This window comes from Nonomuraea sp. 3-1Str, assembly GCF_031570565.1.
Classification (GTDB): domain Bacteria; phylum Actinomycetota; class Actinomycetes; order Streptosporangiales; family Streptosporangiaceae; genus Nonomuraea.
On record NZ_JALHBK010000035.1, the window covers coordinates 1 to 25,548 of the forward strand.

Below are 25,548 nucleotides of genomic sequence, written 5' to 3' on the forward strand. Positions count from 1 at the left end.
ACCGGCTCAAACAGTTCAGAGGCATCGCCACCCGCTACGACAAGCTCGCCGTTCACTACCAGGCAGGTGTCACCATCGCCTGCCTGCTGCTATGGCTCTTATGAGATCCACAAAACAGGCCCTAGCGCCTGTACGGACTTCGGATCTTCAGATGGGTTGAAGGCTTCGGATCCAGCCGGGAAGGATCAGGGGGCGCGGCGCGCCGCGGCGCCGCCTACCGCGGCGAGCACGGACCTCGCCGCCTGATTGCCTTGGCCCACCCAGTGCGGGTCAAATCTAGCGCCCTGCTCGATCGACCAGTACCACGACACCTCAGCCAACAGCGCGCCGCGGGCCGCGACGACCGTCGCTCGCCCGGCTGTAGCCGAAGGCGATCAGCAGAAGGAGGGCTGCCGCCGCCGGTCCGAGCCGTTTGACGCGATCCATATCGGTAGGACGTGACAAGAGTCCGTCCAGGTTCGATCAACTTCGTGCCCTACTGGGACCGGCGAGCACCAGCAGGCGAATCCGTAAACGCATGATCCGAACTCAGAACAGGCCTTAGCTGGCACGGAGGCTCACGGCGGCCGGGCCGCGGCCACCCTGACCGCGCGCTTCCCGGTCAGCCAGGTCACGATGACCGACCTGCTCGAACGGCCTCTGACCGAGGCCCCGCGAGTGGGCGGCGTCACGTGGCGCGAGGGCGGCACGGTCGCGCTGAGCCTGCGGCCGTTCGAGCTGGTGACGCTGCGGCTGCGCCGCTGACCAGCTACTCGGCCAGGGTCCTGGCCGCCTTCTTCAGGGAGGCGGCCTTGGCCTTGGCGCTGATGTGTGGGTGGTCTGCGACGCGTGCGAGGGCCGGCGCCACCAGCCGGAGGCCTCGGAGATCAGGTATCAAGGGCTGGCCATCGATCAGGTGCTGGAGCTGACCGTCGCTGAGGCCGTGGAGCGGTTCTCCGAGCCCCGACAACTCGCGGAAACCCTGGGAGCCTCGGACATCCAACTCGGCCAGAGCGCCACAGAGTTGTCCGGCGGCGAGGCGCAGCGGCTGAAACTCGCGTCGGCGATCCAGCGCGGTGCTGCGAGCCGCAGGGCCGGTCTTGTCGTTCTCGACGAACCCGTCTCGGGCCTGCACCCGTCTGACATCCAGCGGGTGGTGGATGCGTTCGATGTGTTGCTCGACTCGGGCAACACCGTCGTCGTGGCCGAGCATGACATCCTCGTCGCCGCGTCCGCGGACTGGGTGATCGACCTGGGGCCCGGAGCCGGTCCGGACGGGGGCGCGGTGGTCGCGGAGGGCACCCCGGACACCGTCGCGGCCGCGGACACCCCGACCGCGGCTTTCCTTCGGCGGTACGCGGCGGGCCTGCCGCTCCTGGGAACGTGGGAAGACGCGCGCAGATGTAGGGCCGGGAGCGCGTCTGGCGTGTGTCCGCCGGCTACGTCAAACGACCTCTGAGGTCTGGGAAGGCGCTCCCATCGTGGGGCGGTCCTTGGGATCGGCTGCCGGACCTCCATGAGCGAGGGATGGCCTGGCTCTAATCTCCGGATGCCGTCACTGGATGGGGACCTGGAGGTCGCGGAACGGGCCGATCTGGACCTTGACAGTGTCGGCGGTGTCGGGCAGAGCGAAGAGGCTCCAGAACTCGCGGGTCTGGCCGGGTGCGAACTTCTCGGTGCTGATGCGGACGCCGGAGACGTCCGTGCATGCGCAGTAGAAGTCCACGCCGTCGTCGGTGGGGACGTCCAGGCGGCCGGGCAGGTACTGGCGGCCGGCGGCGACGTCGGTCACCCGGACGTTGCTTGCGGCCTGGTACTTGTACGCCTCCCAGTCCTGGGCGTGGTGAAGGTCCCTGAACCAGGTCTCGGCCGGTCCCTCATTGGTGATCTTGTAGGTGAGCAGCCCGAGGCCGCCGGGCAGTCGGCGCAGGCCGGCGATCTCCATGGCGATGGGCCGGCCGTCCGCCTTGGTGGTGGCGGTCAGGCCGGTCGCGCCGGGAGCGGTCGTGGCCGCCGGCTCCTGGGCAGCGGGCTGAGGTTTGGGGAAGGTCACGGTGACGCGGCGGTTGCGGCGTTTGCCCTCGTCGCTGTCGTTGTCGTACAGCGGGCGGCGCGAGCCGTACCCCTTGGCCTGGAAGCGGACCCCGCCCCTGGGCAGCAGTGCCGACAAGGCGCGCTGTACCGCCTGAGCACGGCGCAGTGACAGCGGGTCGTTGATGGCGTCGTTGCCGGAGGAGTCGGCGTGGCCCGCCACCGTCACCACTGCGGCGGGGGAGGCGTCGATGAGCTTGGCCGTGCGGGCCATGATCGACTTGGCATCGGGGGTGAGGGTGGCCTTGTCCACCGCGAACAGCATGTCGGAGGAGAGGTTGACCTGCAGGTCCTTGCCGTCGTCGGCGGTCTCCTCCGATTTGTCCAGGGACTCGGAGGGGAGGATGAGGCGGCGGGTGACCGGGGTGACGGGTTCGGCATCGGGGTCGGGAAAGTCGCCGGGCGAGGCTTCGTCGCTGATGGGCACGTTGAGCATCGGGGGGCCCACGGGGGTGACGACGGTGGTCGTCGCAGGATTGCCCGACGGTGCGGGCAGCACCGCGTAGACGGTGATCGACCGGCCAGGGTCGATGAAGCGGCCGAGGCCGTCGCGGTCGAGGTCGCTGCAGAGGCAGGGGGAGCCGGCGGGTTTGTACGGCAGGATCCAGGTGCGGGCTTGCGCGTCGAGGACGCCGATGCCGGAGGCCCACTTGATCGCGCCGAGGGGGCGGGTGCGGTCACCCATCTCGCCGGGCCAGGACAGGTGCTTGTCGGTGCCGGTGTTGGACAGCCGGATCTGGGCGATGAGGTGCTTGCCCTTGACGCGGTTGAGGCCGACGACCTCGACCTTGAGGTTCTCGGTCATGGTGCTGCGGGTTTCGGCCAGGGCCGGTCGGGTGTCTTGATCCGATGCCGTGGCGGTGGCGGGTGGAGCGCTGGTGGCCGGGGGACTCGACGTCGGTGCGGTGGTGGTGGGCGGGGGCGCGGCTTCCTTCGTCGGCAGCCCCCTGCACCCGGCCGTGGCCAGCGTGAGTACGGCGGTCAGGGCCAGGATCCGATGAGGAATGGGGGAGAATACATCCCGTCCGACATGTTGGCGCTCAGGCCGCGTGAGAGCGATGCGCACACCCCGGTCTGAGGTGTGCCGTCCGTCAGCCGCGCTCATGCGACACCACCAGGAACGAGCCCGGAGCTACCACGTCCATCACCGGCTTGACGATCGCGTGCGGGCCATACGCCCGCGCGCTGGAGCCGGTAGGGATTGCACCGGCGAGGCCTACGGCAACTCCTGCAGTCCGTAGTTTTCTTTGCATGAGAGACCCCTTCTCGGATGGCCTTGGGTAATACGTGCAGGGTGGCCGCCGGCGAGTTGCGGTCTTTCGATCGCGGTCCTTACTTGCTCAACGCGAGCCCGTGGCAACCATGCGGGGCTGTCCCAGGCGCACGTGTAGCCGATGACGACTCCAGCACCCGTCCTGCCGCCCACACGCTGAGGCAGGATCGCCCACGCCGGCTCCGGCAGAGCCAGGACCATACTATACCGTATAGTACGGAACTAGCTCGTCGTGATCAATCCACTGCCTGGAGAGAGACGTGTCAGCATTGCCCGATCCGGTTTGGCCGGGCGTCGTCCTAGCGATCATCCAGGCCGGTGACGCCGTCATGTGCATCAAGCCCGTTCCGTTCATCGCCCAGTGCTTCGAAGACGTGAAGTGGCCGCGGCGTTACTGGTGGATCATGCCGCCGCTGAAGTTCGCCGCCGCGGCCGGTCTGATCCTGGGCATCTGGCTGCCGTATCTCGGTGCCGTGACCTGTGCCGCGCTCGTCCTCTACTTCATGGTCGCCATCGTGATGCACATCGCGGCACGAGGCTTCGGCCGCAACCTCTTCCTCAACGCCACCGCCATGCTGCTGATCTGCATCGCAGTCGGCGTCTACAGCTTCATGGCATGAAGCTCGCATGTGCCTCGGCGAGCGCGGAACACCTGCTCGCCTTCATCGGCCCGGAGTACCGGCGACGCACGGCTTGCTCCGCATGAGCAGAAGAGGGCAGCTTGGTCGGCGTTGGCATGGATCACTGCGCTGGTCGTTGTCGGCGTTCTCGTCCGGCCGCGCCGGTCCGGGGCGTGGGCCTGGCTTGAACGGCCCGCGTCGGCGAGGAGTCAGGCCCCAGTGGTTCGGAGCACCACAGTGAGAGTCACTGAAGCCGCCTCATGATCACTCACCGGTCCCCAGACAGAGCGGAAGCGCCTGGATGATCAGCTTGCTCGTCGCTTCGACGGAGGAGTCGTCGATGGTCCGGCCGGTGTTGAGGACACGCCACTGCGTGAGCCCGACCAGTAGATCAAGGGCCAGGTCAAGGTCCAGGTCGGCGGGCAACTGACCACGCTCCACCGCGCTCCTCAGAAACCGCTCGCACGCGATCCTGCGCGGCTGCCGGATCGCGGTGTCGAATGCCGCGGAAAGCCCGGGATTGCGAGCGGCCTCGGCTGTCAGATCGAGCACGATGCGCATGACCACGGGATCCGACAGCGTATCCGCCACCGCTCGGACGTAGGCGCGCACGTCGCTACTCAGGTCACCAGCCCCGCCTGCCGGGACCTGCCGGGACGCGATGACGTCGATGAGGTCGACCACCATCGCCTCTTTCGAGGGCCACCGCCGGTAGAGCGCGGCCTTTCCCGTACCGGCCCGCCGGGCCACCGCGCCCATTGACATGCCGGCGTAACCTGCCTCCGCCAGCTCGGCGACCGCCGCCGCGACGATGGTGTCGGTGACTGTCTGGCGCAGCACGGCGGCGCCACGACCACGCGGGTGGATCTCAGTCATATCGGCGATAGTACCCGAGACGGAACGGTTGCGTCTCGACTTCATGGCCGCCTATCCTCCAAATGGAACGGATTGGTTCCGTCCTGAATTGAGGGAAGACATTGACCGACGTAGAGGTCCTGATCGTCGGAGGCGGACCGACCGGGCTGACGCTGGCTTGCGAGCTGGCCCGGCGCGGCGTCACCTTCCGAGTGATCGACAAATCTCCCGAATTCCACCGCCAGTCTCGGGGTAAGGGCATACAGCCACGCAGCCTGGAGGTGTTCGACGATCTCGGCGTGGTCCAGGACTTCCTGGAGGCGGGGACGTCCGAGATGCCGGCGCGGATTTACATGGACCGCCGGTTCGTCGCGGAGCTACACCTCCTGGCCGGTGTCCACTCGCGGCCGGATGTGCCGTACCCGACGCTCGTCCTGCTGCCGCAGTGGCGCACCGAGCAGATACTCCGCGCCCGCCTGACCGAGCTGGGCGGTCACGTGGAGCGCGGCCTGCAACTGGCCGACCTCAAGCAGTCCGACAGCCAGGTCGTCGCGCAGCTCACCACGGGTGAGGTGATCCACGCCTCCTACCTCGTAGGCTGCGACGGCGGAAGCAGCGCCGTGCGCGAGGCCGCCGGGATCACCTTCCCCGGGCTGGTATCGGAGACCGAGCACTATCTGCTCGGCGACGTGGAGGTGGACGGCCTGCCGCGCGACGGCTCCTATGTCTGGTACGCGGCGGATGAGTCCTCCGTGGGCCTCGCGTTGCTGCCCGGTACGCAGTCGTGGCAGTTCGGCCTCACCGTACGCCCCGGCGAGGAGGGCGCCGGTCAGGAACCCTCACTCGAGCTTTTCCAGCGCCTGTTCGCGCAGCGAACCGGCCGGACGGATGTGCGCCTGCACAACGCCACCTGGCTGTCGCGCTTCAGCTACAAGGTACGGCTCGCCGACCGCTACCGTGCCGGCCGCGTCTTCATCGCCGGAGACGCCGCCCACGTCCACCCGATCGCGGGCGGTCTCGGCATGAACACCGGCATCCAGGACGCCTACAACCTGGGCTGGAAGCTGGCCCTCGCGGTACGCGGCCAAGCCCCCGACAGCCTGCTCGACACGTATGAGCGGGAGCGCCGCCCGGTGGCCGAATCCGTGCTCAAGACCAGCGGCGCCGGCATGACCGCGCTGTTCTCCACCAAGCCTCTGATGACCTTCCTTCGCGACCGGATCATCCTGCCGCTGATGCGCAGCCCCGCGGCGACCAAGGCGATCGTCGGCAAGACCTCTCAGCTCAGCGTGAACTACCGCGACTCCGAGCTGTCGGTCGGCGACAAGGGCAAGGTCCGTCCCGGCGACCGGGCACCCGACTCGCCGTGCCGGCATCCAGTGACCGGCGAGCAGTCGCGGCTGTTCGACCTCTTCCGCGGCCCTCAATTCACGCTGCTCCAGTTCGGCGCGGTGGTGCCAGGTCTGGCCGAGCGCCTGGACGCCCTCTACGGCAACGACATCCGCGTCTACCATCTGGAGCCAGGGCCCCCGAGCAAGCGCTATGGCGCCAACAAGGGGACGCTCGTCCTCGTCCGGCCCGACGGCTATGTGGCCGTACGGACCCGGTCAGGCGACGCAGTGGTCGACTACCTGAGGACAATCTCAGTCACCTGAATCGGGACGAGCCGCTGCCAGATCCGCTCGAGTCCAGCTCTGCAGGAGCGCCTGCAGAAGTGCGCTACAGGCGGTCAGCTCCGCGGCGAGCCGGCGGGTGTTGTGATGGAACTGGTCGTGGGTCAGCCGGGCCACGATGGTGGCGGTGTCGCCGATGCCGGTGCTCCACTGCGCGAGCAGCGTGTTGTGGGCACGGTCGATGGCAGACCGCTGCGCCAGGACGGGTCAGAAGTCGTCGCGGGACGCTTGGCCTGCTGGTGGACCTGATGCAGCGGACGTGCCGACGATCCGGCGGCACGACCTGCGCCACGGAGCAGTCACGAAAGCGTTGGCGTCGCGTACCGAGCTCAAGATGGTGCCGCGATCTTCACTCTCACTCAGCCGCCTTGGGTTGGCCGCAAGCGCAAGGCCGGAGTCCGTCCATCAGGAGGTCCAGCAGGCGAGCCGCCATCGCTTCGTGCTCGGGCGGGCCAGCCACGGTGAAGATACCGATGAGAGCGGCAGCGATGTCTTCGGCGGGGACGTCGGCGCGGAGTTCCGCGCTCGTGCGGCCGGCTTGGAGGATGTCGTCGATGGCTCCGAGCAGCTCGGTCCGGGTGTGGGCATGGGCGATCTCGCCCGATTCGACCATCGCGAGCAGCGTGTCGAGCATCCCGTTCTTGGTTGCGATCCACTCCCCGAACAGGTCCATCCAGCGTCGCAGTGCCGCGGGCGGATCGAGCTGGGTGAGTAGCTCACGGGCACCGGCGGTGAGCCGCGAGACCTGGTCGCGGTAGACCGCGTCGACCAGCGCCTCGCGGGTGGGAAAGTGCCGGTAGAGAGTGGCGATGCCGACCCCGGCTTCGTTGGCGATCGCGCGCATCGACGGCTCGGCCTCGGCTGAAGCGAACAAGCGGGTCGCCACGGCCAGCAGCTGTTCGCGGTTGCGGGTCGCGTCGGCTCGCGGTCTACGGATCTCTGCGGCGGCCAAAACGGATCACGCTCCATTTGTGCTAACTTGGGTCACTCAAACGGAGCATAATCCGTTTACGTTGCTTCACGAGCCGCTCCAGGGGACAGGTGAGCATGAAAGAACCGAGCCTCAACACGTCGGCGACCACAAGCCGGGCGGTCCAGTTCGAGTCGTTCGGCGGACCGGACGCCTTGAGCGTCCGCGAGGTACCCGTGCCGCGCGCAGGCTCGGGGCAGATCCGCGTGCGGGTCACCGCGGCGGGTCTGAACCCGATGGACTGGTTCATGACCTCTGATGCAGTGACCGCCGCGCGATTCGGCTTGAGCCTGCCGTGCGGGTTCGGCACCGACTATGCCGGGGTGGTGGATGAGGTCGGTGACGGCGTGAGCGAGTTCGTGGTCGGTGACCGAGTGTTCGGTGGCGCCCTGTCCCGCGCGGTCGCCGACTATGTCGTCGTGGACGAGGCGGGGACCATCGCGGTGGGCGGCCAGGCGCACCGTACCCCTGACGGCGTCGACGACCCCACCGCTGCCACTCTTGCCATTGCGGGCTGCACGGCGGCCGCGGCTCTGGCCGTGGTCAACCCGGGCCCGGGCGACACGGTGCTCATCGGCGGCGCGGGAGGCGGCGTGGGCGTGTTCGCTGTTCAGCTCGCGCGCCTCGCGGGCGCGCGAGTGATCGGGACCGGATCGGCGACCTCGGCCGATGCCCTGCGAGCCCTGGGGGCCGAGCCGGTCGCCTATGGCGATGGTCTGGTCGACCGGGTCCGTGCGCTGGCTCCCACTGGCGTCACTGCTGCCATGGACCTGCACGGGACGGACACGGCGCAGGCGGCACGCGAACTTGGCGTGCCTGACGAGCGCATCACCACCATTGCCGCCCAGGTCGACGGGATCATGCCGGCGAACGGCGCCAACGCGGCCCCGGGTGCCATCGAGGAGATCGCCGGCCTGGTTGCGGCGGGTCAGCTTCGGGTGCCGATCGCGGCACGTTTTCCGGTCGAGCGGATCCGTGCTGCGGTCGAGCTCCAGGCGGGGCGGCACGTGCACGGGAAGGTCGTCATCGACCTCTAGGAGCAACGCCGTTCAGTTAGGGCTTGCAGATCATTAACACGCAGCTTTGATCGTCGATGGCGGGGTGGCAGGGCCGGGCCAGGTCGGGGCTTGGCTGGTCGAACGGGTCCGGGACATCGTTGACCTGGGTGTATGCCTGTGGGCGCAGCGTGTGGTTCCAGTCGCCGTGCCAGTCGTGAAGCTGCAACGGTAGGGCGTCCATCCGCCTGTCGCTGACGGTGATGCCGGTCGGGTAGATGCTGGTGTCGAGGTGGGCGTGCACCCGAAGCCCGGTGCGGGTGGTGGTGGGCACGATGGTCTGCACGGTGACCTCGTGGCTGCTCAGCGGCCGGCTCGCCGGTCGGTCGCCAGATCCGTCCCGCGTTTTCGAACTCCCCGACGAGTTCCTTCTTCTTGGTGTCCACGCTGGTCACCGGATCATCGGTGTGCTGATAGCTCGTGATCTGCTCGTTGATATAGCGGAACTGGCCATCGCGGTCTGAATGCTGCTTGCGTTCGATGGTCCTGGCGTTGGCCTGCAGGCTGAATCCTTCCTCTCGCAGCAGGTCCTGCGACGACATCGGCGCTGACCCGATGACCTTGCCGAGTCAGCCCGGTGGCCAATCGTCCCGAACTTCGCCCTCAGCCTCTCCACCGTCTCCTGCGTCACGCTCACACCATCTCAACGAACGCGAACCTGGCAAGCTACGGCTTATTTCTCTGCGAGCCCTAACCGAACGGCGTTGCCTCTGGAGAGGAGAGCGAGGTCCGCCTGGACTGAACGACGGGGAACGTCACCCCGGTGAGGTCTTCGGACGCGGCCCACAGCCGCTGCTGGACGGCCATCTCATAGGATTCCGGGCTGGAGGGAACGAGCCGGGGATGACCCATGATCTCGTTGCGTCCGCCGGGACCGTAGTACTGACCGCCGAGAATGGCGGGGTCGGTAGCGGCGCGCAAGGTTGGCAGCGCGCCCATCGCGGGCGTCTGGGTGATCAGCGGCGCGAGCCACGTGAGCGGAAGCCGGAGGGCCGCGGGGGTGTTGCGGGCGAGCTCGGTGCTGGACATGCCGGGGTGCGCGGCCACCGAGACGGTGGTGCCGTGTGGGGCGAGCCGGCGCTGCAGCTCGTACGTGAACATGAGGTTGGCCAGCTTCGACTGGCCATAAGCGGCGACCCGGCTGTACGACCGCTCCCACTGCAGGTCGTCGAAATGGATCGCGGCCCGGATGCGGTGGCCGGTGCTGCTGACCGTCACCACGCGCGAGCCGGGCACCGGCAGCATCAGGTCCAGCAGCAGCCCGGTGAGCGCGAAGTGGCCGAGGTGATTGGTGCCGAGCTGCATCTCGAAGCCGTCGCGGGTGGTCTGCTTCGGGGTGTACATAACGCCGGCGTTGTTGATCAACAGGTCGATGCGGTCGAGCCGGGACCGCAGCGTCGCCGCGGCGGCGCGGACGGAGTCGAGCGAGGTCAGGTCCAGCGCCTGTACGCTCACGTGCCCGGTCATGCGGGCCGCGGCCTGCTCGCCTTTGCCGACGTCGCGCACGGCGAGGACCACGGACGCCCCGCGCTCGGCCAGCGCCTTGGCGGTCTCGTATCCCAGTCCGGTGTTGGCTCCGGTCACCACGGCCACCCGCCCGCGCTGGTCCGGAATGTTCGCCGTCGTCCACTTCTCGCCCATGCCGGGCTCCCATCTAACGTACCGAAGGTATCTTCTGTCCGCAACGGTAAGGTGCTCGCGGTACATTGTCAACGTACCGCGGGTACTTAAGTTAGGCTGGCGATCGTGAGTTTCCAGCGGGCGCGAACCGAAGAGCAGCGGGAGATCCGCCGTCGGGCGATCCTCGACATGGCGTCGGCGATGCTGGACGAGATGCCTGTGGCCGCGGTCACCCTGAACGAGCTGAGCCGCCGGGTGGGCCTGGCGAAGCCGAATGTGCTGCGCTACTTCGAGTCCCGGGAGGCGGTGCTGCTGGAACTCCTGGATCGCTTCCTGCGGGAGTGGCTGGCGGAGCTGGCGGGCGAGCTGGCCGCCGGGGGCGACGAAGATCTGCCCATGGCCGAGCGGGCGGCAGCGGTGGCCGAGATCCTCAGCCGCTCGCTCTCGGGCCGCATGGTGCTGTGCGACCTCTTCGGCGCGCAGGGCAGCGTCCTGGAACGCAATGTCTCCGTTGAGGCCGTGGCGCGCTACAAGCGCGCCTCCCTGCAGCGCCTGGCGACCATGGCCGCCCTGATCCAGACGTACCTGCCGGAGCTGGGCGAGAACGCGACGCTGTTCAGTCTGCAGACCATGGTCCTGGCCGGCGCGCTGTCGGCGTACAGCACGCCTCCGCCCAGCCTGCAGGCGGCCTACCAGGCCGAGCCCGATCTGGCCCGCTTCCACTTGGAGCTGAAGGACAGCTTGAAGCTGGCCCTGACCGCGACCCTCTTGGGCGTACTGCCCCGCCCCTGACCTGCATTGCGCCGGGCAGGCGCAAACCTCTGGTTTCTCGCGCTCGGCGCTGGAGGGACCGGGGCGTCCAAGCTCTGGCGGCCGGCCCTGTCCTGCTGGTTCGGTGGCCAGGCGAGGGGTCGGCCTGCACGTGGGCCCGGCGCGGCAACGGCATCACTTGTGTCACTAAGACATCATCAATGTCGTAAGGGATAGGGGCGGCCCGCTACCGGAGACCTGCTCCATCAGGTGATCAGGCGCCTGTGGCCGCCGTACTGATCGGTGGTGCGAGCCTGGAGCGGGACCTGGACGGCACGGGCGTCGCTGCGGCGTAACACGCCGTCCTGGCCGCGCTCGCAGCCGCAGGGTGTACGACTCTGCTGGTTAACTCCCGCGGTGTCGGTTGGTTCGTGATCAGATGGCCTCTGCCCTTGCTCATGTCCGTGGAAGCAGTCGTCGTCATTGCCCTGGCTGCGGGATGGATAGAGGTGGCCATGTCAATGCAGCCGATGCCGTGGCCGGAGCCGGTGCCTGAGGTCGCCGTGGCGATCCGGGCCATCTACCGGGGCAAGCGGCAGGTGCCGTTGCCGGTGCGGGCGCATGATGAATGGGGTGATGTGTTCGCTGATGAGGTGTTCGCGGGCGCATTCGGCAAGGAGGGCAGGCCGGACTGGTCAGCTGAACACCACCGCGGCGGTCAAGGCCCGCTGAGTCCCGCCTCCGCAGGAGCGGGCTGCCGAAGGGGAGCGCGCGGACGTGGTAACCCACTGCCGCCGATCGCCGCGCACTTCGCGTCCTCGGCATCGCGTATTGCGCGAGCGGTATCGAGGATCGTCTCAGCCACTTGCTGATGTTGCCCGGCCGCAGCCAGGCGTCGAAGGACGCGGAGATCATAGTGTTGCGTCACGAGGTGACGGTGTTGCAGCGTCAGGTCGGACGGCCGAAGCCGGATTGGGTCGATCGGGCCGTTCTCACGGCGTCGGCCCGACGACTGCGGGCGGTACTGCGCGCTCACTGGCTTTGGTCTTTTGTTGGTCGTCTGTGGAGTCTGAGTTGCGGGTGCGCGCCTAAACGATCTACCGCGATACACGATCCGTATACAAGAGTAAACCGCCGAGCAACCAAACATGATCAACAGCATGACCCGAGGGTGGCGACAACCAAGAAACCCCGTCGGACGCGGCATTGAAGAGTAGGGCGGGTGGGACTTGAACCCACGACCCACGGATTATGAGTGGGCTTGGGTCACGTCCACGGACGTGGTGTATGAATCGATCTTCGCCTGATCCTGTTTCTGCAGGTTAAGCGGTAAGTGTCTGCGGGAGGGGCTGCGGGGCCGGTGTGTCGCTCGCCACGAGACGGACGCGGGCTTTGGCCAGGATGTCCAGGCCTATGTAGCGGCGGGCTTCGGTCCATTCGTCGGTCTGTCCGCTTCACCGCCCATCTGATGAGCGCGGGCATCGACGCCTCCATCGGCACGGTCGGGGACGCGCTGGACAATGCGCTGATGGAATCGCAGATCGGCCTGTTCAAGACCGAGCTGATCAAACCCCGCGGGCCCTGGCACAGCCTGGCCGAAGTCCACCGATCGGCCGGCAGCGGCCCGGCGTGGGGATAGAGCGTGTCGGTGGCGGTCGGGTTGTCGACCCGCAGCATCGTGATCCTTCCCAGGTCGCGGATCCGGGGCGTCAGGGCTTTGCCGACGAGGTCGAACAGCCCGACGTTCACCGAGGTGGCGCCGTGGGTGTCGGTGGCGTGCTCGTGGATCGGCAGGTCGGTCCCGTTACCGAGGAGCTCGTCCAAGGTGTAGTTGGCCTCGCGGGCGGTGGGGATGATCTGCTTGGTGCCGTAGATCGACCACTGGTCGGACACAGGCTGTAGGCCGCAGGCGTTGTAGCGCGGACGGGACCCGCCACCAGCTGTTTGTACTGACTGTGTAGCCCCTGTGTAGTGGATCTCTGGCAGCGGCTCCCACTCTTGATCGCAGAGGGCGCGATCGGTGCGCCCCCTGAGGAACTGGGAGTTCGTCATGGTCAAGACCGCCCGTCGTTACGCGAAGTACGCCGTCAGCACCCTGTCCAGCGCCATCTTCGGGCTGCAGGTCTGACGAACAGCGAGTGATCCCCCGGGAGCCCTCTCCCGGGGGACACCACGACGGGAGGAATGCGGCGTGTTCGGCACCGCGGTACGCCAGCTCGGCTACGCCTGGTCGATGATGTCGGGGCGCAGGTTCCGGCTGCGGGACGTCTACACGCTGGTCGACGACATGCGCGAGACGCTGGAGACGTTCGGCTCGCCCGGCGAGGGCGCCGACGACCTGATCGCGGGCAACGACCCCGAGCTCCAGGAGGACCTCACCCGGCGGCGGCTGCGGCGCACGGTGGCCCACGCGGCGGCGGAGAGCCCTTACTACCGGCGGTGGTTCGCGGAGCACGGCGTGGACCCGGCCTCGATCACCCCGCAAACCCTGTCCTCGATCGCCCCCACCTCCAAGGCCGACCTGCGCGGCAGGCCGGCGGCGTTCGTCTCCGACCGGGCCAAGCCATCCGTGCTCGCGCACACGACGGGCACGACGGGCACGCCCACGCTCGTGTGGTTCTCCGCCTACGAGATCGAGCTGCTGTCGTGCCTGTCGGCGCTCTCGCTCATGATGTCCGGGAACGTGCGCACGGACGACGTGTGGGCCAACGCGAGCAGCTCGCGGTCCGTCGCGCAGATCCTCACCGAACGGGCCGTCACCCGTACCGGGGCCGTGTTCGCCCACCTGGGCACCATCGACCCGGCCGCCACGCTCGACCGGCTGGCCACTCCGCTGCACGTTCCGGGCAAGCGCGCGCAGATGTCTCACCTCAACGTGCCGGCCTCCCACCTCGCGGCGCTCGTGCAGGAGGCCGAGCGGGGCGGCTGGCGGGCCGCCGACTTCGCACTGACCACCATCTGGTCCGGCGGCGAGGTCCTCACCGACGCGCTGCGCGAGCGGGCGGAGCACGCGTTCGGGGCCGAGGTCCGCGACGGGTACGGCATGACCGAGATCGCCCCGGTGTCCGGCCGCGTCTGCCCCGACGGTCATCTGCACCTGTCCGCTGACCAGGGCCTGGTCGAGATACTCGACCCCGAGACCCTGGCCACCGCCGCTCCTGGCGAGATCGGCACGATCGTCGTGACGCCGTACTCCGCGTTTCGCGACACCACGCTCCTGCTCAGGTACGTCACCGGCGACCTCGTCCAGGTTCTGGCCGAGCCCCCGACATGCGCCCTCGCCGCCCTGCCCGCCACCTCGCGGGTGCTCGGCCGCAGGTCACCCGGCGGGCTGACCACGCGTGACGTGCTGGACCTGTTGCAGGCCGAGCACGCGCTGCCGCTGCCCACCCGGTACGCCCTGGAGGGCACCATCCTGTACGTCGTCGCGGGCAAGGCCGAGCAGGGCCTGCTCGGCCGGCTGGAGGAGCGCGCCCACGGGCTGCCCCTGACCGGCATCGTTCTGGTCGAGACCGCCGAGGACCTGCCCACGCCCTGCCGGCTGCGCACGGACCTGCTGGAGATCAGCTTCGAGCGAGGACTGTGATGACCCCGTACGTGCTCGCCCTGTACGCCCTCGTCGCTCTGGCCGTCGCGCTCACCGCCGCGTACCTGCGCCGTTACGTCATGCCCAGACCGCCGGTCGGCCGGATGGTGGGCGCGGACATCGCGGTCATGGTGGTGACGCTGGTCGTGATGCCGTTCGCGTACCTGCACCTGCCCACGGGCGTCGTCGTGTCGATCTTCGGGCTCGTGGTCCTGACGTTGACCCAGCTCACCCTCGCCCCCGTGCTGGGCGGCCGGTGGGGCATGATCGCCGCCCTGCTCCTGTGCGCCGCCGACGTCACCGCCTTCGCGCTGGGATGGCCGGCCGCGCTCCTTGTGATCAACGACGCCCTGCTGATCCTGCTCGTCGTCGGCGTGGTGAACATGTGGGTGCAGGCGGCGATCACCCCTGCGCAGGTGGCCGCCCTGGCCGCCGCCCTCACCCTGTACGACACGCTGGCCACCGGGCTGACGTCGCTCACCGCCGACTTCGTCCAGCGGATGCAGGGGCTGCCGTTCGCGCCCGTGCTGGCCTCCTCCTATGGCGACGATCCCGCCCTCATCGGGCTCGGCGACTGCCTGATGTTGTCGATCTGGCCGGTGGTGGCGCTGCGGGCGTTCGGGAAGGCGGCCGCGTGGTGTGCCGCCGGTCTGGAGGCCGTCCTGCTGGCTCTGTCCATCGGCTTCGTGCTGTCCCATGGCCGGCTGCTGCCGCTGCTGACCGTGCTCGGGCCGCTGATCGTCGTGCAGTGGCTGTACTGGCGGCGGTGGCAGGCCCGCCGGACGCCCGCCCCGGCCCGGCCGGAGGTGAACCGGGCGCTGGAGGTGGCCGACGCGCCCGCCGGGATGTGGGCCGCCCTGTCGCCTGAGGGCGTGCTGGTCGCCGAGGGCGCCACCCCGGGGCTGGCGCGCAAGGAGGCCAGGCTGGCGGGAACGCAGGGTGTGCCGGTCGTATGGCGGCTCGGCGAATAGCGTCGGTCAGGGCGCCAGGAACGCGGCCACCTCCCGTCCCTCCGCCGCGTCGCCGAACAGGGCGAGGGAGCCGCGCCACGCCGCCGCCGACTCCTCGTGCCGCCCCAGCAGGGCGTAGGCCCGGCCCAGCTCCCTGAGAACGCGGGCTCGCCACACCGAAGGCCCGTCGCCGCCGAGCCGTTCCAGCGCGGCCCGCAGGTCCGCCACCGCCCGGCGGGGCTCGCCCTGGCGCAGGTGCACGACGCCGAGCGTGTGCCCGGCCAGCGCCTCGCCCAGGGTGTCGCCGCTTTCCACGAACAGCCGCAGGCTCGCCGCCAGTGTCTCGGCCGCCTCGTCGAATCGGCCCAGCGCACCCAGTGCCTCCCCCAGCCGGCGCAGCGCCTTGCTCGTCTCGGCGCGATCGCCGAGCGCCTGCGCCGTCAGCAGGCCCTCCCGGTAGCGGACGACGGCCTCCGCAGTCTCGCCCCGGTGGTACAGGGCGGTGCCGAGGCCGCGCAGCAGGTTGCCGCGGATGGCGTAGTCGTCCTTCTCGGTCACCTCCAGCCGCGCTCTGGCGATCTCCACGGCCCGCCCGTGCTCACCGCGCTCGACGTGGATCCAGACAGGCCAGGTCCACGCGTACGCCAGCCCGGCGGCGTCACCGTGAGCCGCCATCAGGTCGAGGCAGGCGTACGCGTCGGCCAGCGCCTCGTCCAAATGGCCCATGCCATGCCGCGCGGCGGCCCTGACGATCAGCGCGTACGCCGCTCCGTGCCTGTCGCCGGCGCGGTCGAACTCCGCCAGCAGCACGCCGCACATGGTCTCGGCCGATGGGAACCGACCCCATTCGATCTCCACCGTGGCCAGCAGCAGCCGGGCCCGCAACGCGGCGCGCCCATCGCCCAGCCCGATCACGATCCGCTGGACCCGCTCGGCGTCGGCCAGGAACCGATCCATGATCAAATAGCTGGTGAGGTGGTGACCCAGCTCGGCCGCCGCGTCGTTCAGGCCCAGCTCGGCGGCGGTGCTGAGGGCGAGCATCAGCGTACGCCGCTCGGCCGCCAGCCACATCTCGCTCACCCGTACGTCGGGCGCCTCCCCCTCCTCCGGCTCGCACTCGTACGGCGGGGCCAGCAGGATCGGCAGGCGGCGCGTGGCGGCCCGGGTACGCCGCAGGCATTCCAGCACGTGGCAGGTGAGCGCCGCACGCCGACCCTCGGGGGTCTCCTCCGCCTGCGCCCGTTCCCGCGCGTACACCCGCAGCAGGTCGTGCAGCCGGTAGCGGGGCTGTCCGGCCCCGTCCACCTCGGTCGAGGTGAGCATGCCCCGCGCGACCAGCGTCTCCAGCGCCGCATCCGCCTCCAGCGTGGCCGTCCCCAGCTTGTCCGCATCCCCGTCTGAGCCAGGCGGTCTGGCGGTCGCCGCGTCCGTTTCCGTGGCGGGTGGTCTGAGGAGGGCCGCGACCGACCACTCCGCCACGCTGTCCAGCCCGGCCAGGCCCAGCAGCCGGAACGCGCGCCTGGCCGGGTCCGGCAGCGCCGCGTAGCTCGGCTCGAACGTCGCGCGCACGTCCAGCCCGCCGACGACCAGCTCGTCCAGGCCCCGTCCGGCCAGCCGGGTGGCGAACTCGCTGACCGGCCAGACCGGCCGGGTGGCCAGGCGGGCTCCCGCGACCCGGATGGCCAGCGGCAACCGGCCGCAGGAACGCAGGATCTGCTCGGCCGCGCCGGGCGCTGAACCGATGCGGTCCGGGCCCGCCACGCGTTCCAGCAGGAGCCTGGCGTCCTTCTCGTCAGGGACGTCGAGCCTGAGCCGTACGGCACCTTCCAGGGCGGGCAGCGGAGAGCGGGAGGCCACCAGGACGGCGCCGCGTGCGGTGCCCGGCAGCAGGTGGCGGACCTGGTCCTCCTCGACGGCGTCGTCCAGCACGAGGAGCACCGCCCGGTCGGCCAGCCGCTGACGCAGCAGTCCCGCGCGTTCCTCGACCGGGATGGGGATGAGCGCGCCGTCGAGGCCGAGCGAGCGCAGCAGCACGTCCAGCAGCTCGCCGGGCTCCCGGGGGCCGCGCGCGTCCCGTCCGAGCCGGACGAAGAGCTGCCCGTCGGGATAGTCGGCTCGCAACAGGTGCGCCAGTCGTACGGCGAGCGTGGTCTTGCCCACGCCGGGCAGACCGGACACGACCACGATGGGCGGACCGAGCCGATCCGCGCCCGCCCGCAGCAGCCCCAGCAGCTCGGCGATCTCTCCCTCACGCCCGACGAAGTCCGCGGTATCGCCGGGTAACTGGCACAGCCCCCGGAACGCCATCGGCCGAGCGCCCGCTTCGGCGTCCGCGGACGGCGGCATGCCGTGCGGGTCGGCGTCTGCGGCCGGGGGCGGCGGCGAATGACGACCGCCCTCTCCTGTCGGTGACGGCGAGTGGCGCCCGGCCTCTCCGGCTGATGGCGAGTGATGATCGGTCTCGCCGGGGAGCAGCGGCGAACGGCGATCGGCGTCGCCGGAGAGCAGCGCGGCGTGCAGGCGGCGCAGTTCCGGGCCCGGCTCGATGCCCAGCTCGGCCACCAGCAGCTCACGCGCCTCGCGGAAGGCGTCGAGGGCCTCGTCCCGCCGCCCGCTGCGGTGCAGGGCGACCACGAGCTGCTCTCGCAGCCGCTCACGCAGCGGGTGGGCGGCGACGAGAGTACGCAGTTCGGCGGCGAGGCCGTCGTGGCCGAGCGCGAGCCGTACGTCGATCCACTCCGATCTGGCCACCGCCAGCTGCTCCTCCAGCTCGGTGATCCGCGGCGCCACGGCCCCGCTGAGCGGTACGTCCTCGGCCGGGGTTCCGCGCCACAACGCGACTGCGGCCGCGTACTCCCGCTCGGCCGCCACCAGGTCGCCGTTCGCCCGTTCCCTGCGCGCCCGGCGTACGCCCTCCTCGAACACCAGCAGGTCCAGACGCTCCGGCGGGACCTCGCAGGCGTACCCCGACCCCTCGGTCCCCAGCCACAGGCCGCTGCCTTCCAGGGAGCGGCGGAGCTGATGGACGTAGGTCTGGACGTTGGACAGTGCCGAGCGGGGCGGGTCGTCCCAGAGGGCGCCGATCAGGCGTTCGGTGGAAACGGTCACGTTCGGGTGGAGCAGCAGGACCCCGATCACGGCCCGCTGCTTGCGGCTGAGACGGATCCGGCCGCCGGGTCCATTGAGGCGAATGGTGCCCAGGATCGCGAAGTCCACCGGTCCTCCCTCGTGCGTGATCGGATGATCAGCTTTCCGGAAGGCAGTACACCTCTGGTGACGCCCATTTGACAAACGCGGCAAGCCGGACGATCAGCGATGGCCGGTGTCGGGCGCCGGTAGCCGTGATCGGCCCCGGGAGGCTGTCGCAATCGGTGCGCGGCGGGTAGCCCACCGCCACCTCCAGCCGGGCACCCCGCTCGGCTCTCCTCCAGTTGAGAAGTTGAGGCTCACAGGTGGTCACGGAGGTCAGAGCCTGCGGGAATTCCTGCACTTTGGGCTGCCGCGGCCACCGGACACGCGGATGCGTGTCCAAGGGCTTCAGCTCGGCCATGGCGCGCCCGGCCGCTGGTCCCCGGCGTCACCGGTCATTGTGCGAGACATCGGCGCCGTGGATCACCGGCGCCGCTTCGGCCAGCCACCCGCTTCGTCCTCGGCCTCGGCCGCCGGAAGCCGTCCGTCGTCGAGGAGAAGTCCGAGAAAGGGACGGGCCGGAAAGGGGAGTTTGTGGTATTTGTGTGATCTAGGCATTGGGTCGAGCAGGGAACAGACGTGATCCATAAGCGGCTGATGATCTCGCCGACACTCGTCGGCCGCGCCGGTGAGCTGGCCCAGCTGACCGAGACCGTCTCCAACACCCCAGCGGTCGCCGTGGTCGAGGGCGAGGCGGGCATCGGCAAGACCCGCCTGGTGGCCGAGCTGTCCCGGACCGGTCTCCGTATTTTGACCGGCGGCTGCGCCAGGATCAGGGAGCCGTTCCCCCTCGGCCCGATCGTCGAGGCGCTGCGCGAGGTGCCCGATGACCTGACCGGCCTGTCAGCGGTCGCGGGCGCGCTGCGCCCGCTCCTGCCCGAGCTGGCCGAACGCCTGCCGGAGCCCCCCGAGCCCCTGGACGACCGCGCGGGCGAGCGCCACCGGGTGTTCCGCGGCCTGAGTGAGCTCCTGCGCGCGCTGGGCCAGGCCGTGCTGGTCGTGGAGGACTTGCACTGGGCCGACGAGCAGACCGTGGAGTTCCTCGGCTACCTGCTGTCCGACCCGCCCCGGGACCTGGCCGTGGTGCTGACCTACCGCGCCGATGAGGCCTCCGCCGACCTGCGTGCGGTGACGGCCCGCCTGCCGCGCGCCGTCGCCCACGCCCGCGTACGACTGGCGCCCATGGACGTGGCGCAGACCAGGGAGCTGGCGGCGGCGATCCTGGGCACCGAGGAGATCTCGCTCGACTTCGCCGAGCACCTGTGCGAGCGGGCCTCCGGCGTTCCGCTGGCGGTGCAGGAGCTGGTGGCGCTGCTGCGCCAGCGCGGGACGCTCATGCACCGGGGCGGAGAGTGGGCGCGCAGGACCATCGCCAGGCTGGACGTGCCGGCGGGCGTGCGCGACCCGGTGCTGGAGCGGGTGGGCCGCCTGTCGCCGCAGGCCGAGGCGGTGGTCAGGGCGGCCTCGGTGCTGCAGGAGCCGATGCCGGTCGAGGTGCTGGCGGCCACCGCCCGCCTGCCGTATGAGAGCGCGCTGGACGGGCTGGACGAGGCGGTGGAGCACGGCCTGCTGACCGCGCGCGGTGAGACGGCGGCGTTCCGGCACGTGCTCGCGGCGCAGGCGGTGTACGAGGACATTCCGGCGGCCAGGCGGCGCGACCTGCACGCCAGGGCCGCCGCCGCGGTGGAGGCGATGCCGTCGGTGCCGCTGGGGCAACTGGCCCACCACCACCGGCGCGCCGGGCACATGGCGGCCTGGGTGGAGGCCGCCGAACGAGCCGCCGACCAGGCGCTGCGGCTGGGCGACGACGCCGAGGTGGTCAGGATCCTGGAGGCGGTCCTGCGGCACGCTCCGCTGGAGGCGGAGCACCGCGGGCGGCTGACGGTCAGGCTCGGCTGGGCGGCCGAGGGGCTGCTGCACATTCCCGACGTCATCGACCTGCTGGCCCTGGCATTGGACCAGGGCCCCTCGCCGGTGCTGCGCGCCGAGCTGACCCTGCTGTTGCTCTATCTGAAGGATGCGACCGGACAGGGGCCCGGCCCCTGGTTCGAGGCGCTGACCTCGGCCGTGGCGGACCTGGACATCGAGGCCCAGCCCGAGCTGGCGGTGCGGATGATGACCGTCCTGAGCATGGGGCGGGATGCCAGAACCGCCGACCGGCACTGGATGGACAGGACGCTGGCCGTCCTGCCCGCGGTCAAGAACGCGCCCCTGCAGATCTTCGTGCTCGGCAAGATCACAAGCAGTATGGTGCTGATGGGCGACCCGCGCTGGGCCGAGCTGATCGAGGAGGTGCGCGGGAGCCTCGGGCACCGGTCCTGGCACCGGGCGAAGGTCAACGCCTACTACTCGATCGGCTCGGCGCTGGCCTTCGTCGGTGACCACGTCCAGGCGCAGACGATATTACGGGTGGCCCTGGAGGGCGCGGCCCCCCTGGTCGAGGTGAGCGGCGGGGACATGATCGACCGGTGCCGTTCCGCGCTGGCGGTGGCCGACTACTGCGCGGGTTCCTGGGACGGGCTGACCACCGAGACGGCCATGCTGGCCGAGCGGCTCAGCGAGCGGCCCAAGGACAGGTACGCGGCGGCGACCGTGACCGCCTGCCTGGCGCTGGCCCGCACCGACGCGGCTGGCGCCGAGTTCGGGATCCGCCAGGTGATGACCGAGGTCCCGGGCACCATGGACGAGACGGCGCTGCTGATCACCGCGCTGCTGCGCCAGGCCGTCGCGCGCGGCGAGCCGGACCGGGCGGTGGCGGAGGTCCTGCCGCTGATCGAGTCGTGGTTCGAGCGCGGCCTGCGGCCCTCGGAGGTGCGGACCGTGCCCGCCCTGGTCGAGGCGATGGTGGCGGCCGGGCGCGCCGCGGAGGCCGCGGACCTGGTGAACCGCTCCGAACGGGCGATGGCGGGCCTGCACGCGCCGCTTGCTCCCGCCGCGCTGCGCCACGCCCGCGGCGTCCTGGACCCCTCCGGCGGTCACTTCACCGCCGCGGCCGAGCTCTACGAGGCCATCCAGTGCCCGTACGAGGCGGCCCAGGCCAGGGAGCAGGCCGGGACCGATGAGCAGCTCAGGCGGGCCATCGAGACCTACGAGGCGCTCGGCGCCCGCTGGGACCTGGACCGCGCGGCCCGCCTGGCGCGCGAGCGCGGCCTGTCGCTGCCCGCCAGGCACCGGGGCGGCACCCGCGGCTACGGCGACGCCCTGTCACCCCGCGAGCGGGACGTCGCGCGGCTGGCCGCCTCCGGGCTGACCAACAAGGAGATCGCGCAGGAGCTGTTCCTGTCGGCCAAGACGGTGGAGCGGCATCTCAGCGCCGTCCTGCGCAAGCTGAACCTGCGCTCGCGGATCGAGCTGGCCCTCATGGGGGACGCCGCCACGGCGGAATGAGGGATCTCCCGCATAGCTAGCTGAATGTCCCATTCGTCACGCTCTTCGCATGTCCGACGTACACGAGGCCGAGGACGAGGCCGTCGAGGACGAGCTCACCGAGGACGAAGGCGCGGAGATCGCGCCTGAAGAAGGCGGAAGCGAAGACGACAAGGACGGCTGGGTCAAGGCATGAACAAGTTAACCTCCCGGCTGGGCGCGGCCTGCCTCGCGCTCACGCTGGTCACCGGGCTCGGCACCGCCGAGGCCACGACAGGACCCCCGCCGAAAGCCGCGACCGGGCCCGGCGCCACGGTCACGCTGGTGACCGGTGACAAGGTGCAGGTGGACCTCACCGGCAGCGCCACCGTCATCGACCCGGGCAATGGCGTGTTCGCCCAGCTCACCCTGAACGGCGACGAGTACGTCATTCCCGCCGAGGCCGCCCCGTTCCTGGGCACCACGCTGGACGTCCGCCTGTTCAACGTCAGTTACCTGGTGCGCGCCGGGCTGGACGACGCGCACGCCGACGCCCTGCCGGTCAAGGTCGAGTCGGGCGGCGTGGCCACGCTCGGCCCGCAGTCCAGGACCCTGGCCAAGAAGGACGCCGAAGGCTTCGGCCAGGAGCTGGCCGGCAAGTGGAAGGCCGGGCAGAAGCCGGGCACCGGCCGCATCACGCTGGCCCAGCCCGAAGGCGCCCCGGCCCTGCCCGCCGATCCGATGGCGGCGCCGGCCGACTATCCCGAGTACCACACGGTCACCGTCGACTCCATCGACCGCACCGGCAAGCCCGGCGTCATGCTCGGCTCCATCCACAGCCTGGACGACCCGACGTTCACGCTGTTCCAGGTGGGCGACGGCGTGGAGGGCACCTCCCAGGCCGTCTTCAGCGTGCCGGCGGGCCACTACAGCATCGAGGCCAGTGTCCTGACCGGACCGGTCCTGGACATGGGCTCCACCGGCGCCCTGGTGATCGAGCCGGAGTTCTCCGTCACCGAGGACATGTCGCTCACGCTGGACGCGCGCAAGGCCGTGCCGTACGAGACGACGATCGAGGGCGTGCCCGAGACCGCCGACACGCAGTACGACCTCATCACCTACAACCGCACCACCGTCCAGGGCGACCAGGTCGGCAACCCGCCCTTCGGCAACTCGGTCACGGCGCTGTTCCTCATGCGCCTGGTCTCCGGAGGGGACTTCGGGGTCCACACCCTGTACGCCACGCCGACCAGGCGCGTGACCAAGGGCAGCCTGGACTTCCTGGCCATGACCTCGATCGGCGGTCCCACCGGGGCCGATCCCACGTACAAGGTGGCCTTCCACGAGCCCGGCGGCGTGCCGGCCTCACTCACCCGCACGGTCAGGCGCTCGGACCTGACGACCGTGGACTCCACGATCCACAACACTCCGGGAGCCACCTCCCAGCACCCGGAGCTCCTGAGCACGGTCTACCTGCCGTGGACGCAGACCACCTTCGGCGTCACCGCCCCCCTGTACGGCGGCAAGCGCACCGACTACTGGTACAGCAACGCCCCCGGCAAGGTCTCCTGGGAGCCCATCTTGCGACCGGACCTGGGGCTGCGCCTGTTGGGGGAGCGCCGGCTGATCCGGCCGGGCCAGCACCTCACCGAGACCTGGAACAAGGGACCGCAGGTGCCCTCCAGCAGTGCACCGTACGTGCAGGAGGCCCTGATCGGGGTCCAGAACACCCCTGACACGAACGTCACCAGCGCGCTGCAGCAGGTGTGCGTGGCCTGCCGGCAGGACGATCTGGGCCTGCTGTACCTCAACCCGTACGCCGACTCCACCGCCGGCCACTACCGCTCGGCCCTCGACGGACTCGCGAAGGTGGAGTTCTACCGCGACGGAGCGCTCGCCTTCACCTCGGCGACCCGGGGCGACGGCACACGCCTCACGCAGCTGCTGGACCTGCCGCTGCTGCCGCAGCCCGCCGAATACCGGCTGAAGGTGACCGGCGACAACCCTGGTGTGGAGGACGCCACCAGCACCACCGACTGGACCTTCCGCACCACGAACCGCGACCGGTCGGCCGATCTGCCCGACCAGGCGATGTGCGCGCCCGACCCCACCCGCCGCTGCTCGTTCCTGCCCCTGCTGTTCGTACGGCCCGACCTGCCGCTGGACATCGACAACGCCACCCCCGCCGGCGAGCCGTTCGAGGTGGCCTTCACGGTGCGGCACCAGCAGTACCAGGACGACCCCAGCAGGGTGAACGCCACCGTCTCCGTCTCCTACGACGGCGGCACGACGTGGTCGGAGCCCCAGACCGCGAACCGGGGACGCGACGGCCGCTTCACCACGACCCTCACCAGCCCCAGCAGCGGCGAGTACGCCGCCCTGCGGATCAAGGCCGTGGACCGCGACGGCAACGCCGTCGAGCAGACCAACCTCCGCGCCTACCGGCTCGCACCGAAGGACCAGTGACCGTGATCATCTCCCGGCTGCTCCCCGCGATCGTGCTCGGCCTGACCCTGCTGGTGCCGGCGTCGGCTCAGGCCGCCGGCGACTGCTCCACCCCCGACTGCCTGCTGAAGGTCACCTCCAAGTCCGACGCGAACGTCAGCGACGGGCTCAAGGCGGCCGACCTGCAGGACGCCTACAAGCTGCCTTCGTCCTGGCTGGGCGGTGGCCAGACCCTCGCGGTCGTGGTCCCGTACGGCCATCCCAGCGCCGAGCGCGACCTGAACGAGTATCGCAAGGGCAACGACCTGCCGCTGTGCGATGAGATGTTCCCCTGCTTCCGTCACGTGGACCAGCGCGGCGGCACCACCAGGCCACCGACCCACAACGGCTACGCGCTGCACACCGCGGCCGGGCTCGACCTGGGCTCGGCCGCCTGCCCCAACTGCAAGCTGCTGCTGGTCGAGGCCGACGACGAGACGCCGGCCAGCATAGGCGCCGCGGTCGACCAGGCGGTAGTCCAGGGCGCCGACGCGGTCTCGGTGATGACCGGCTTCTACGAGTACGCCGGCCAGCGGGCCGACGCGGTGCACTACGACCACCCCGGTGTCCCGATCGTCGCGGGCGGCGGCAGCGGGTTCGGCAACGGCGTGGGCAGGCAGATGGTCCCGGCCGCCTACGGATCGGTGATCGCGGTGGGCGCGACCATCCTGTGGCGTGACCCGGGCAACGCGCGCGGCTGGAGCGAGATGGCCTCCTCGGGGTCCGGCTCGGGCTGCTCGGTGTACGAGGCGCGCCCGGCCTGGCAGCCGAAGGGGCAGTGCGGCGCCAAGCGCACGGTCGCCGACGTGGCCGCGGTGGGCGATGCCCGCTCGCCCGTGCAGCTCTACGAGAGCACCACCTGGGGCGGTTGGATCGGCGTCAGCGGCACCCCGATCAGCGTCGCGCTGATCGGCGGCGTGTACGCGCTGGGCGACAACGGCCAGAAGATCGTGCCCGGCCAGAAGCTCTACGGCTCCGGCCAGTACCTGTTCGACATCACCACCGGCGCCAACGGGTCCTGCGGCGGCTCGCCGCTGTGCACCGCCAGGCGCGGATACGACGGGCCCACCGGCATGGGCGTACCCAACGGCATCGGCGCCTTCTGAGG

At 70.2% G+C, this 25,548-nt stretch carries 17 protein-coding genes and 5 pseudogenes; 15 read left to right on the forward strand and 7 right to left on the reverse strand.

The genetic code is table 11. The features are described from left to right. The 3 genes and pseudogenes from MTP10_RS36675 to MTP10_RS36685 form a co-directional block, all read left to right on the forward strand. Positions 1-104 (forward strand): annotated as a pseudogene (locus MTP10_RS36675) (IS5/IS1182 family transposase); the annotation flags it as partial. A gap of 460 nt (positions 105-564) precedes the next feature. After that, positions 565-744, forward strand: a pseudogene (locus tag MTP10_RS36680) (glycosyl hydrolase-related protein); the annotation flags it as partial. 70 nt (positions 745-814) lie between these two features. Continuing rightward, a complete protein-coding gene (locus MTP10_RS36685; RefSeq protein ID WP_310715789.1) occupies positions 815-1,438 on the forward strand; it encodes a hypothetical protein in 624 nt (207 codons plus the stop codon). Positions 1,439-1,534: 96 nt separating this feature from the next. Here the strand turns inward: MTP10_RS36685 and MTP10_RS36690 are convergent, their stop codons facing one another. Continuing rightward, positions 1,535-2,875 (reverse strand): OmpA family protein, encoded by a 1,341-nt coding sequence (locus MTP10_RS36690; RefSeq protein ID WP_310715791.1) that lies wholly within the window; start codon positions 2,873-2,875, stop codon positions 1,535-1,537. 728 nt (positions 2,876-3,603) lie between these two features. On the opposite strand from MTP10_RS36690, the gene MTP10_RS36695 reads away from it, so the two are divergent. After that, on the forward strand, positions 3,604-3,963 hold the full coding sequence (locus tag MTP10_RS36695) for a DoxX family protein (RefSeq protein WP_310715792.1): 360 nt from the start codon (positions 3,604-3,606) through the stop codon (positions 3,961-3,963). Positions 3,964-4,227: 264 nt separating this feature from the next. Here MTP10_RS36695 and MTP10_RS36700 read toward each other — a convergent pair whose 3' ends face one another. Beyond that, entirely contained in the window at positions 4,228-4,839 is a 612-nt protein-coding gene (locus tag MTP10_RS36700; protein WP_310715795.1) for a TetR/AcrR family transcriptional regulator, read from the reverse strand. 101 nt (positions 4,840-4,940) lie between these two features. Here MTP10_RS36700 and MTP10_RS36705 point away from each other — a divergent pair, with 101 nt between their 5' ends. Beyond that, positions 4,941-6,473 (forward strand): FAD-dependent monooxygenase, encoded by a 1,533-nt coding sequence (locus tag MTP10_RS36705; protein WP_310715797.1) that lies wholly within the window; start codon positions 4,941-4,943, stop codon positions 6,471-6,473. 373 nt (positions 6,474-6,846) lie between these two features. On the opposite strand, the gene MTP10_RS36710 is transcribed toward MTP10_RS36705, so the two are convergent. Beyond that, the gene (locus MTP10_RS36710) at positions 6,847-7,443 is read right to left on the reverse strand and encodes a helix-turn-helix domain-containing protein (RefSeq protein WP_310715799.1); all 597 of its coding nucleotides are present in this window, start codon (positions 7,441-7,443) and stop codon (positions 6,847-6,849) included. Positions 7,444-7,538: 95 nt separating this feature from the next. Between MTP10_RS36710 and MTP10_RS36715 the strand changes: the two genes are divergently transcribed. Further along, positions 7,539-8,498 carry an NADP-dependent oxidoreductase gene (locus tag MTP10_RS36715; RefSeq protein WP_310715801.1) on the forward strand — a complete coding sequence of 320 codons (960 nt, stop codon included), beginning with the start codon at positions 7,539-7,541 and terminating at the stop codon, positions 8,496-8,498. A 139-nt stretch (positions 8,499-8,637) separates the two neighbouring features. Here MTP10_RS36715 and MTP10_RS36720 read toward each other — a convergent pair. Beyond that, positions 8,638-9,116, reverse strand: a pseudogene (locus MTP10_RS36720) (hypothetical protein); the annotation flags it as partial. 90 nt (positions 9,117-9,206) lie between these two features. Further along, entirely contained in the window at positions 9,207-10,157 is a 951-nt protein-coding gene (locus MTP10_RS36725; protein WP_310715803.1) for an SDR family NAD(P)-dependent oxidoreductase, read from the reverse strand. A 105-nt stretch (positions 10,158-10,262) separates the two neighbouring features. On the opposite strand from MTP10_RS36725, the gene MTP10_RS36730 reads away from it, so the two are divergent. From MTP10_RS36730 to MTP10_RS36740, 3 genes and pseudogenes are all read left to right on the forward strand, one after another. Then, entirely contained in the window at positions 10,263-10,928 is a 666-nt protein-coding gene (locus MTP10_RS36730; protein WP_310715805.1) for a TetR/AcrR family transcriptional regulator, read from the forward strand. Between the two features lie 422 nt (positions 10,929-11,350). Continuing rightward, entirely contained in the window at positions 11,351-11,758 is a 408-nt protein-coding gene (locus MTP10_RS36735) for a hypothetical protein (RefSeq protein WP_310715807.1), read from the forward strand. 608 nt (positions 11,759-12,366) lie between these two features. Then, positions 12,367-12,489 (forward strand): annotated as a pseudogene (locus tag MTP10_RS36740) (IS3 family transposase); the annotation flags it as partial. A 47-nt stretch (positions 12,490-12,536) separates the two neighbouring features. On the opposite strand, the pseudogene MTP10_RS42160 reads toward MTP10_RS36740, so the two are convergent. After that, positions 12,537-12,938, reverse strand: a pseudogene (locus MTP10_RS42160) (Tn3 family transposase); the annotation flags it as partial. 139 nt (positions 12,939-13,077) lie between these two features. On the opposite strand from MTP10_RS42160, the gene MTP10_RS36745 reads away from it, so the two are divergent. Beyond that, positions 13,078-14,472, forward strand: a complete 1,395-nt coding sequence (locus MTP10_RS36745) for an AMP-binding protein (RefSeq protein WP_310715808.1) — start codon at positions 13,078-13,080, stop codon at positions 14,470-14,472. After that, positions 14,472-15,443 (forward strand): hypothetical protein, encoded by a 972-nt coding sequence (locus MTP10_RS36750; RefSeq protein WP_310715809.1) that lies wholly within the window; start codon positions 14,472-14,474, stop codon positions 15,441-15,443. Before MTP10_RS36745 ends, MTP10_RS36750 begins: the two co-directional genes overlap by 1 nt. A gap of 6 nt (positions 15,444-15,449) precedes the next feature. Here the strand turns inward: MTP10_RS36750 and MTP10_RS36755 are convergent, their stop codons facing one another. Next, the gene (locus tag MTP10_RS36755) at positions 15,450-18,638 is read right to left on the reverse strand and encodes a BTAD domain-containing putative transcriptional regulator (RefSeq protein ID WP_310715811.1); all 3,189 of its coding nucleotides are present in this window, start codon (positions 18,636-18,638) and stop codon (positions 15,450-15,452) included. A 552-nt stretch (positions 18,639-19,190) separates the two neighbouring features. On the opposite strand from MTP10_RS36755, the gene MTP10_RS36760 reads away from it, so the two are divergent. From MTP10_RS36760 to MTP10_RS36775, 4 genes are read left to right on the forward strand one after another with little or no spacing between them, the layout of a single operon-like run. Next, positions 19,191-21,998, forward strand: coding sequence for an AAA family ATPase (locus MTP10_RS36760; protein WP_310715813.1), 2,808 nt, complete (start codon positions 19,191-19,193; stop codon positions 21,996-21,998). 49 nt (positions 21,999-22,047) lie between these two features. Continuing rightward, positions 22,048-22,173 (forward strand): hypothetical protein, encoded by a 126-nt coding sequence (locus tag MTP10_RS36765; protein ID WP_310715815.1) that lies wholly within the window; start codon positions 22,048-22,050, stop codon positions 22,171-22,173. Beyond that, complete coding sequence (locus MTP10_RS36770; protein ID WP_310715817.1) at positions 22,170-24,422, forward strand: hypothetical protein; 2,253 nt, start codon at positions 22,170-22,172, stop codon at positions 24,420-24,422. The genes MTP10_RS36765 and MTP10_RS36770 overlap by 4 nt, the downstream gene beginning before the upstream one ends. Beyond that, positions 24,419-25,546, forward strand: a complete 1,128-nt coding sequence (locus tag MTP10_RS36775) for a hypothetical protein (protein ID WP_310715819.1) — start codon at positions 24,419-24,421, stop codon at positions 25,544-25,546. Before MTP10_RS36770 ends, MTP10_RS36775 begins: the two co-directional genes overlap by 4 nt. The last annotated feature ends 2 nt before the right edge of the window (positions 25,547-25,548 follow it).

Bases quoted from the DNA above. Each gene is read 5' to 3' on its own strand.
- MTP10_RS36690 (WP_310715791.1), bottom strand. From the start codon at position 2,875: ATGACCGAGAACCTCAAGGTCGAGGTCGTCGGCCTCAACCGCGTCAAG.
- MTP10_RS36700 (WP_310715795.1), bottom strand. From the start codon at position 4,839: ATGACTGAGATCCACCCGCGTGGTCGTGGCGCCGCCGTGCTGCGCCAG.
- MTP10_RS36715 (WP_310715801.1), top strand. From the start codon at position 7,539: ATGAAAGAACCGAGCCTCAACACGTCGGCGACCACAAGCCGGGCGGTC.
- MTP10_RS36725 (WP_310715803.1), bottom strand. From the start codon at position 10,157: ATGGGCGAGAAGTGGACGACGGCGAACATTCCGGACCAGCGCGGGCGG.
- MTP10_RS36750 (WP_310715809.1), top strand. From the start codon at position 14,472: ATGACCCCGTACGTGCTCGCCCTGTACGCCCTCGTCGCTCTGGCCGTC.
- MTP10_RS36765 (WP_310715815.1), top strand. From the start codon at position 22,048: ATGTCCGACGTACACGAGGCCGAGGACGAGGCCGTCGAGGACGAGCTC.
- MTP10_RS36770 (WP_310715817.1), top strand. From the start codon at position 22,170: ATGAACAAGTTAACCTCCCGGCTGGGCGCGGCCTGCCTCGCGCTCACG.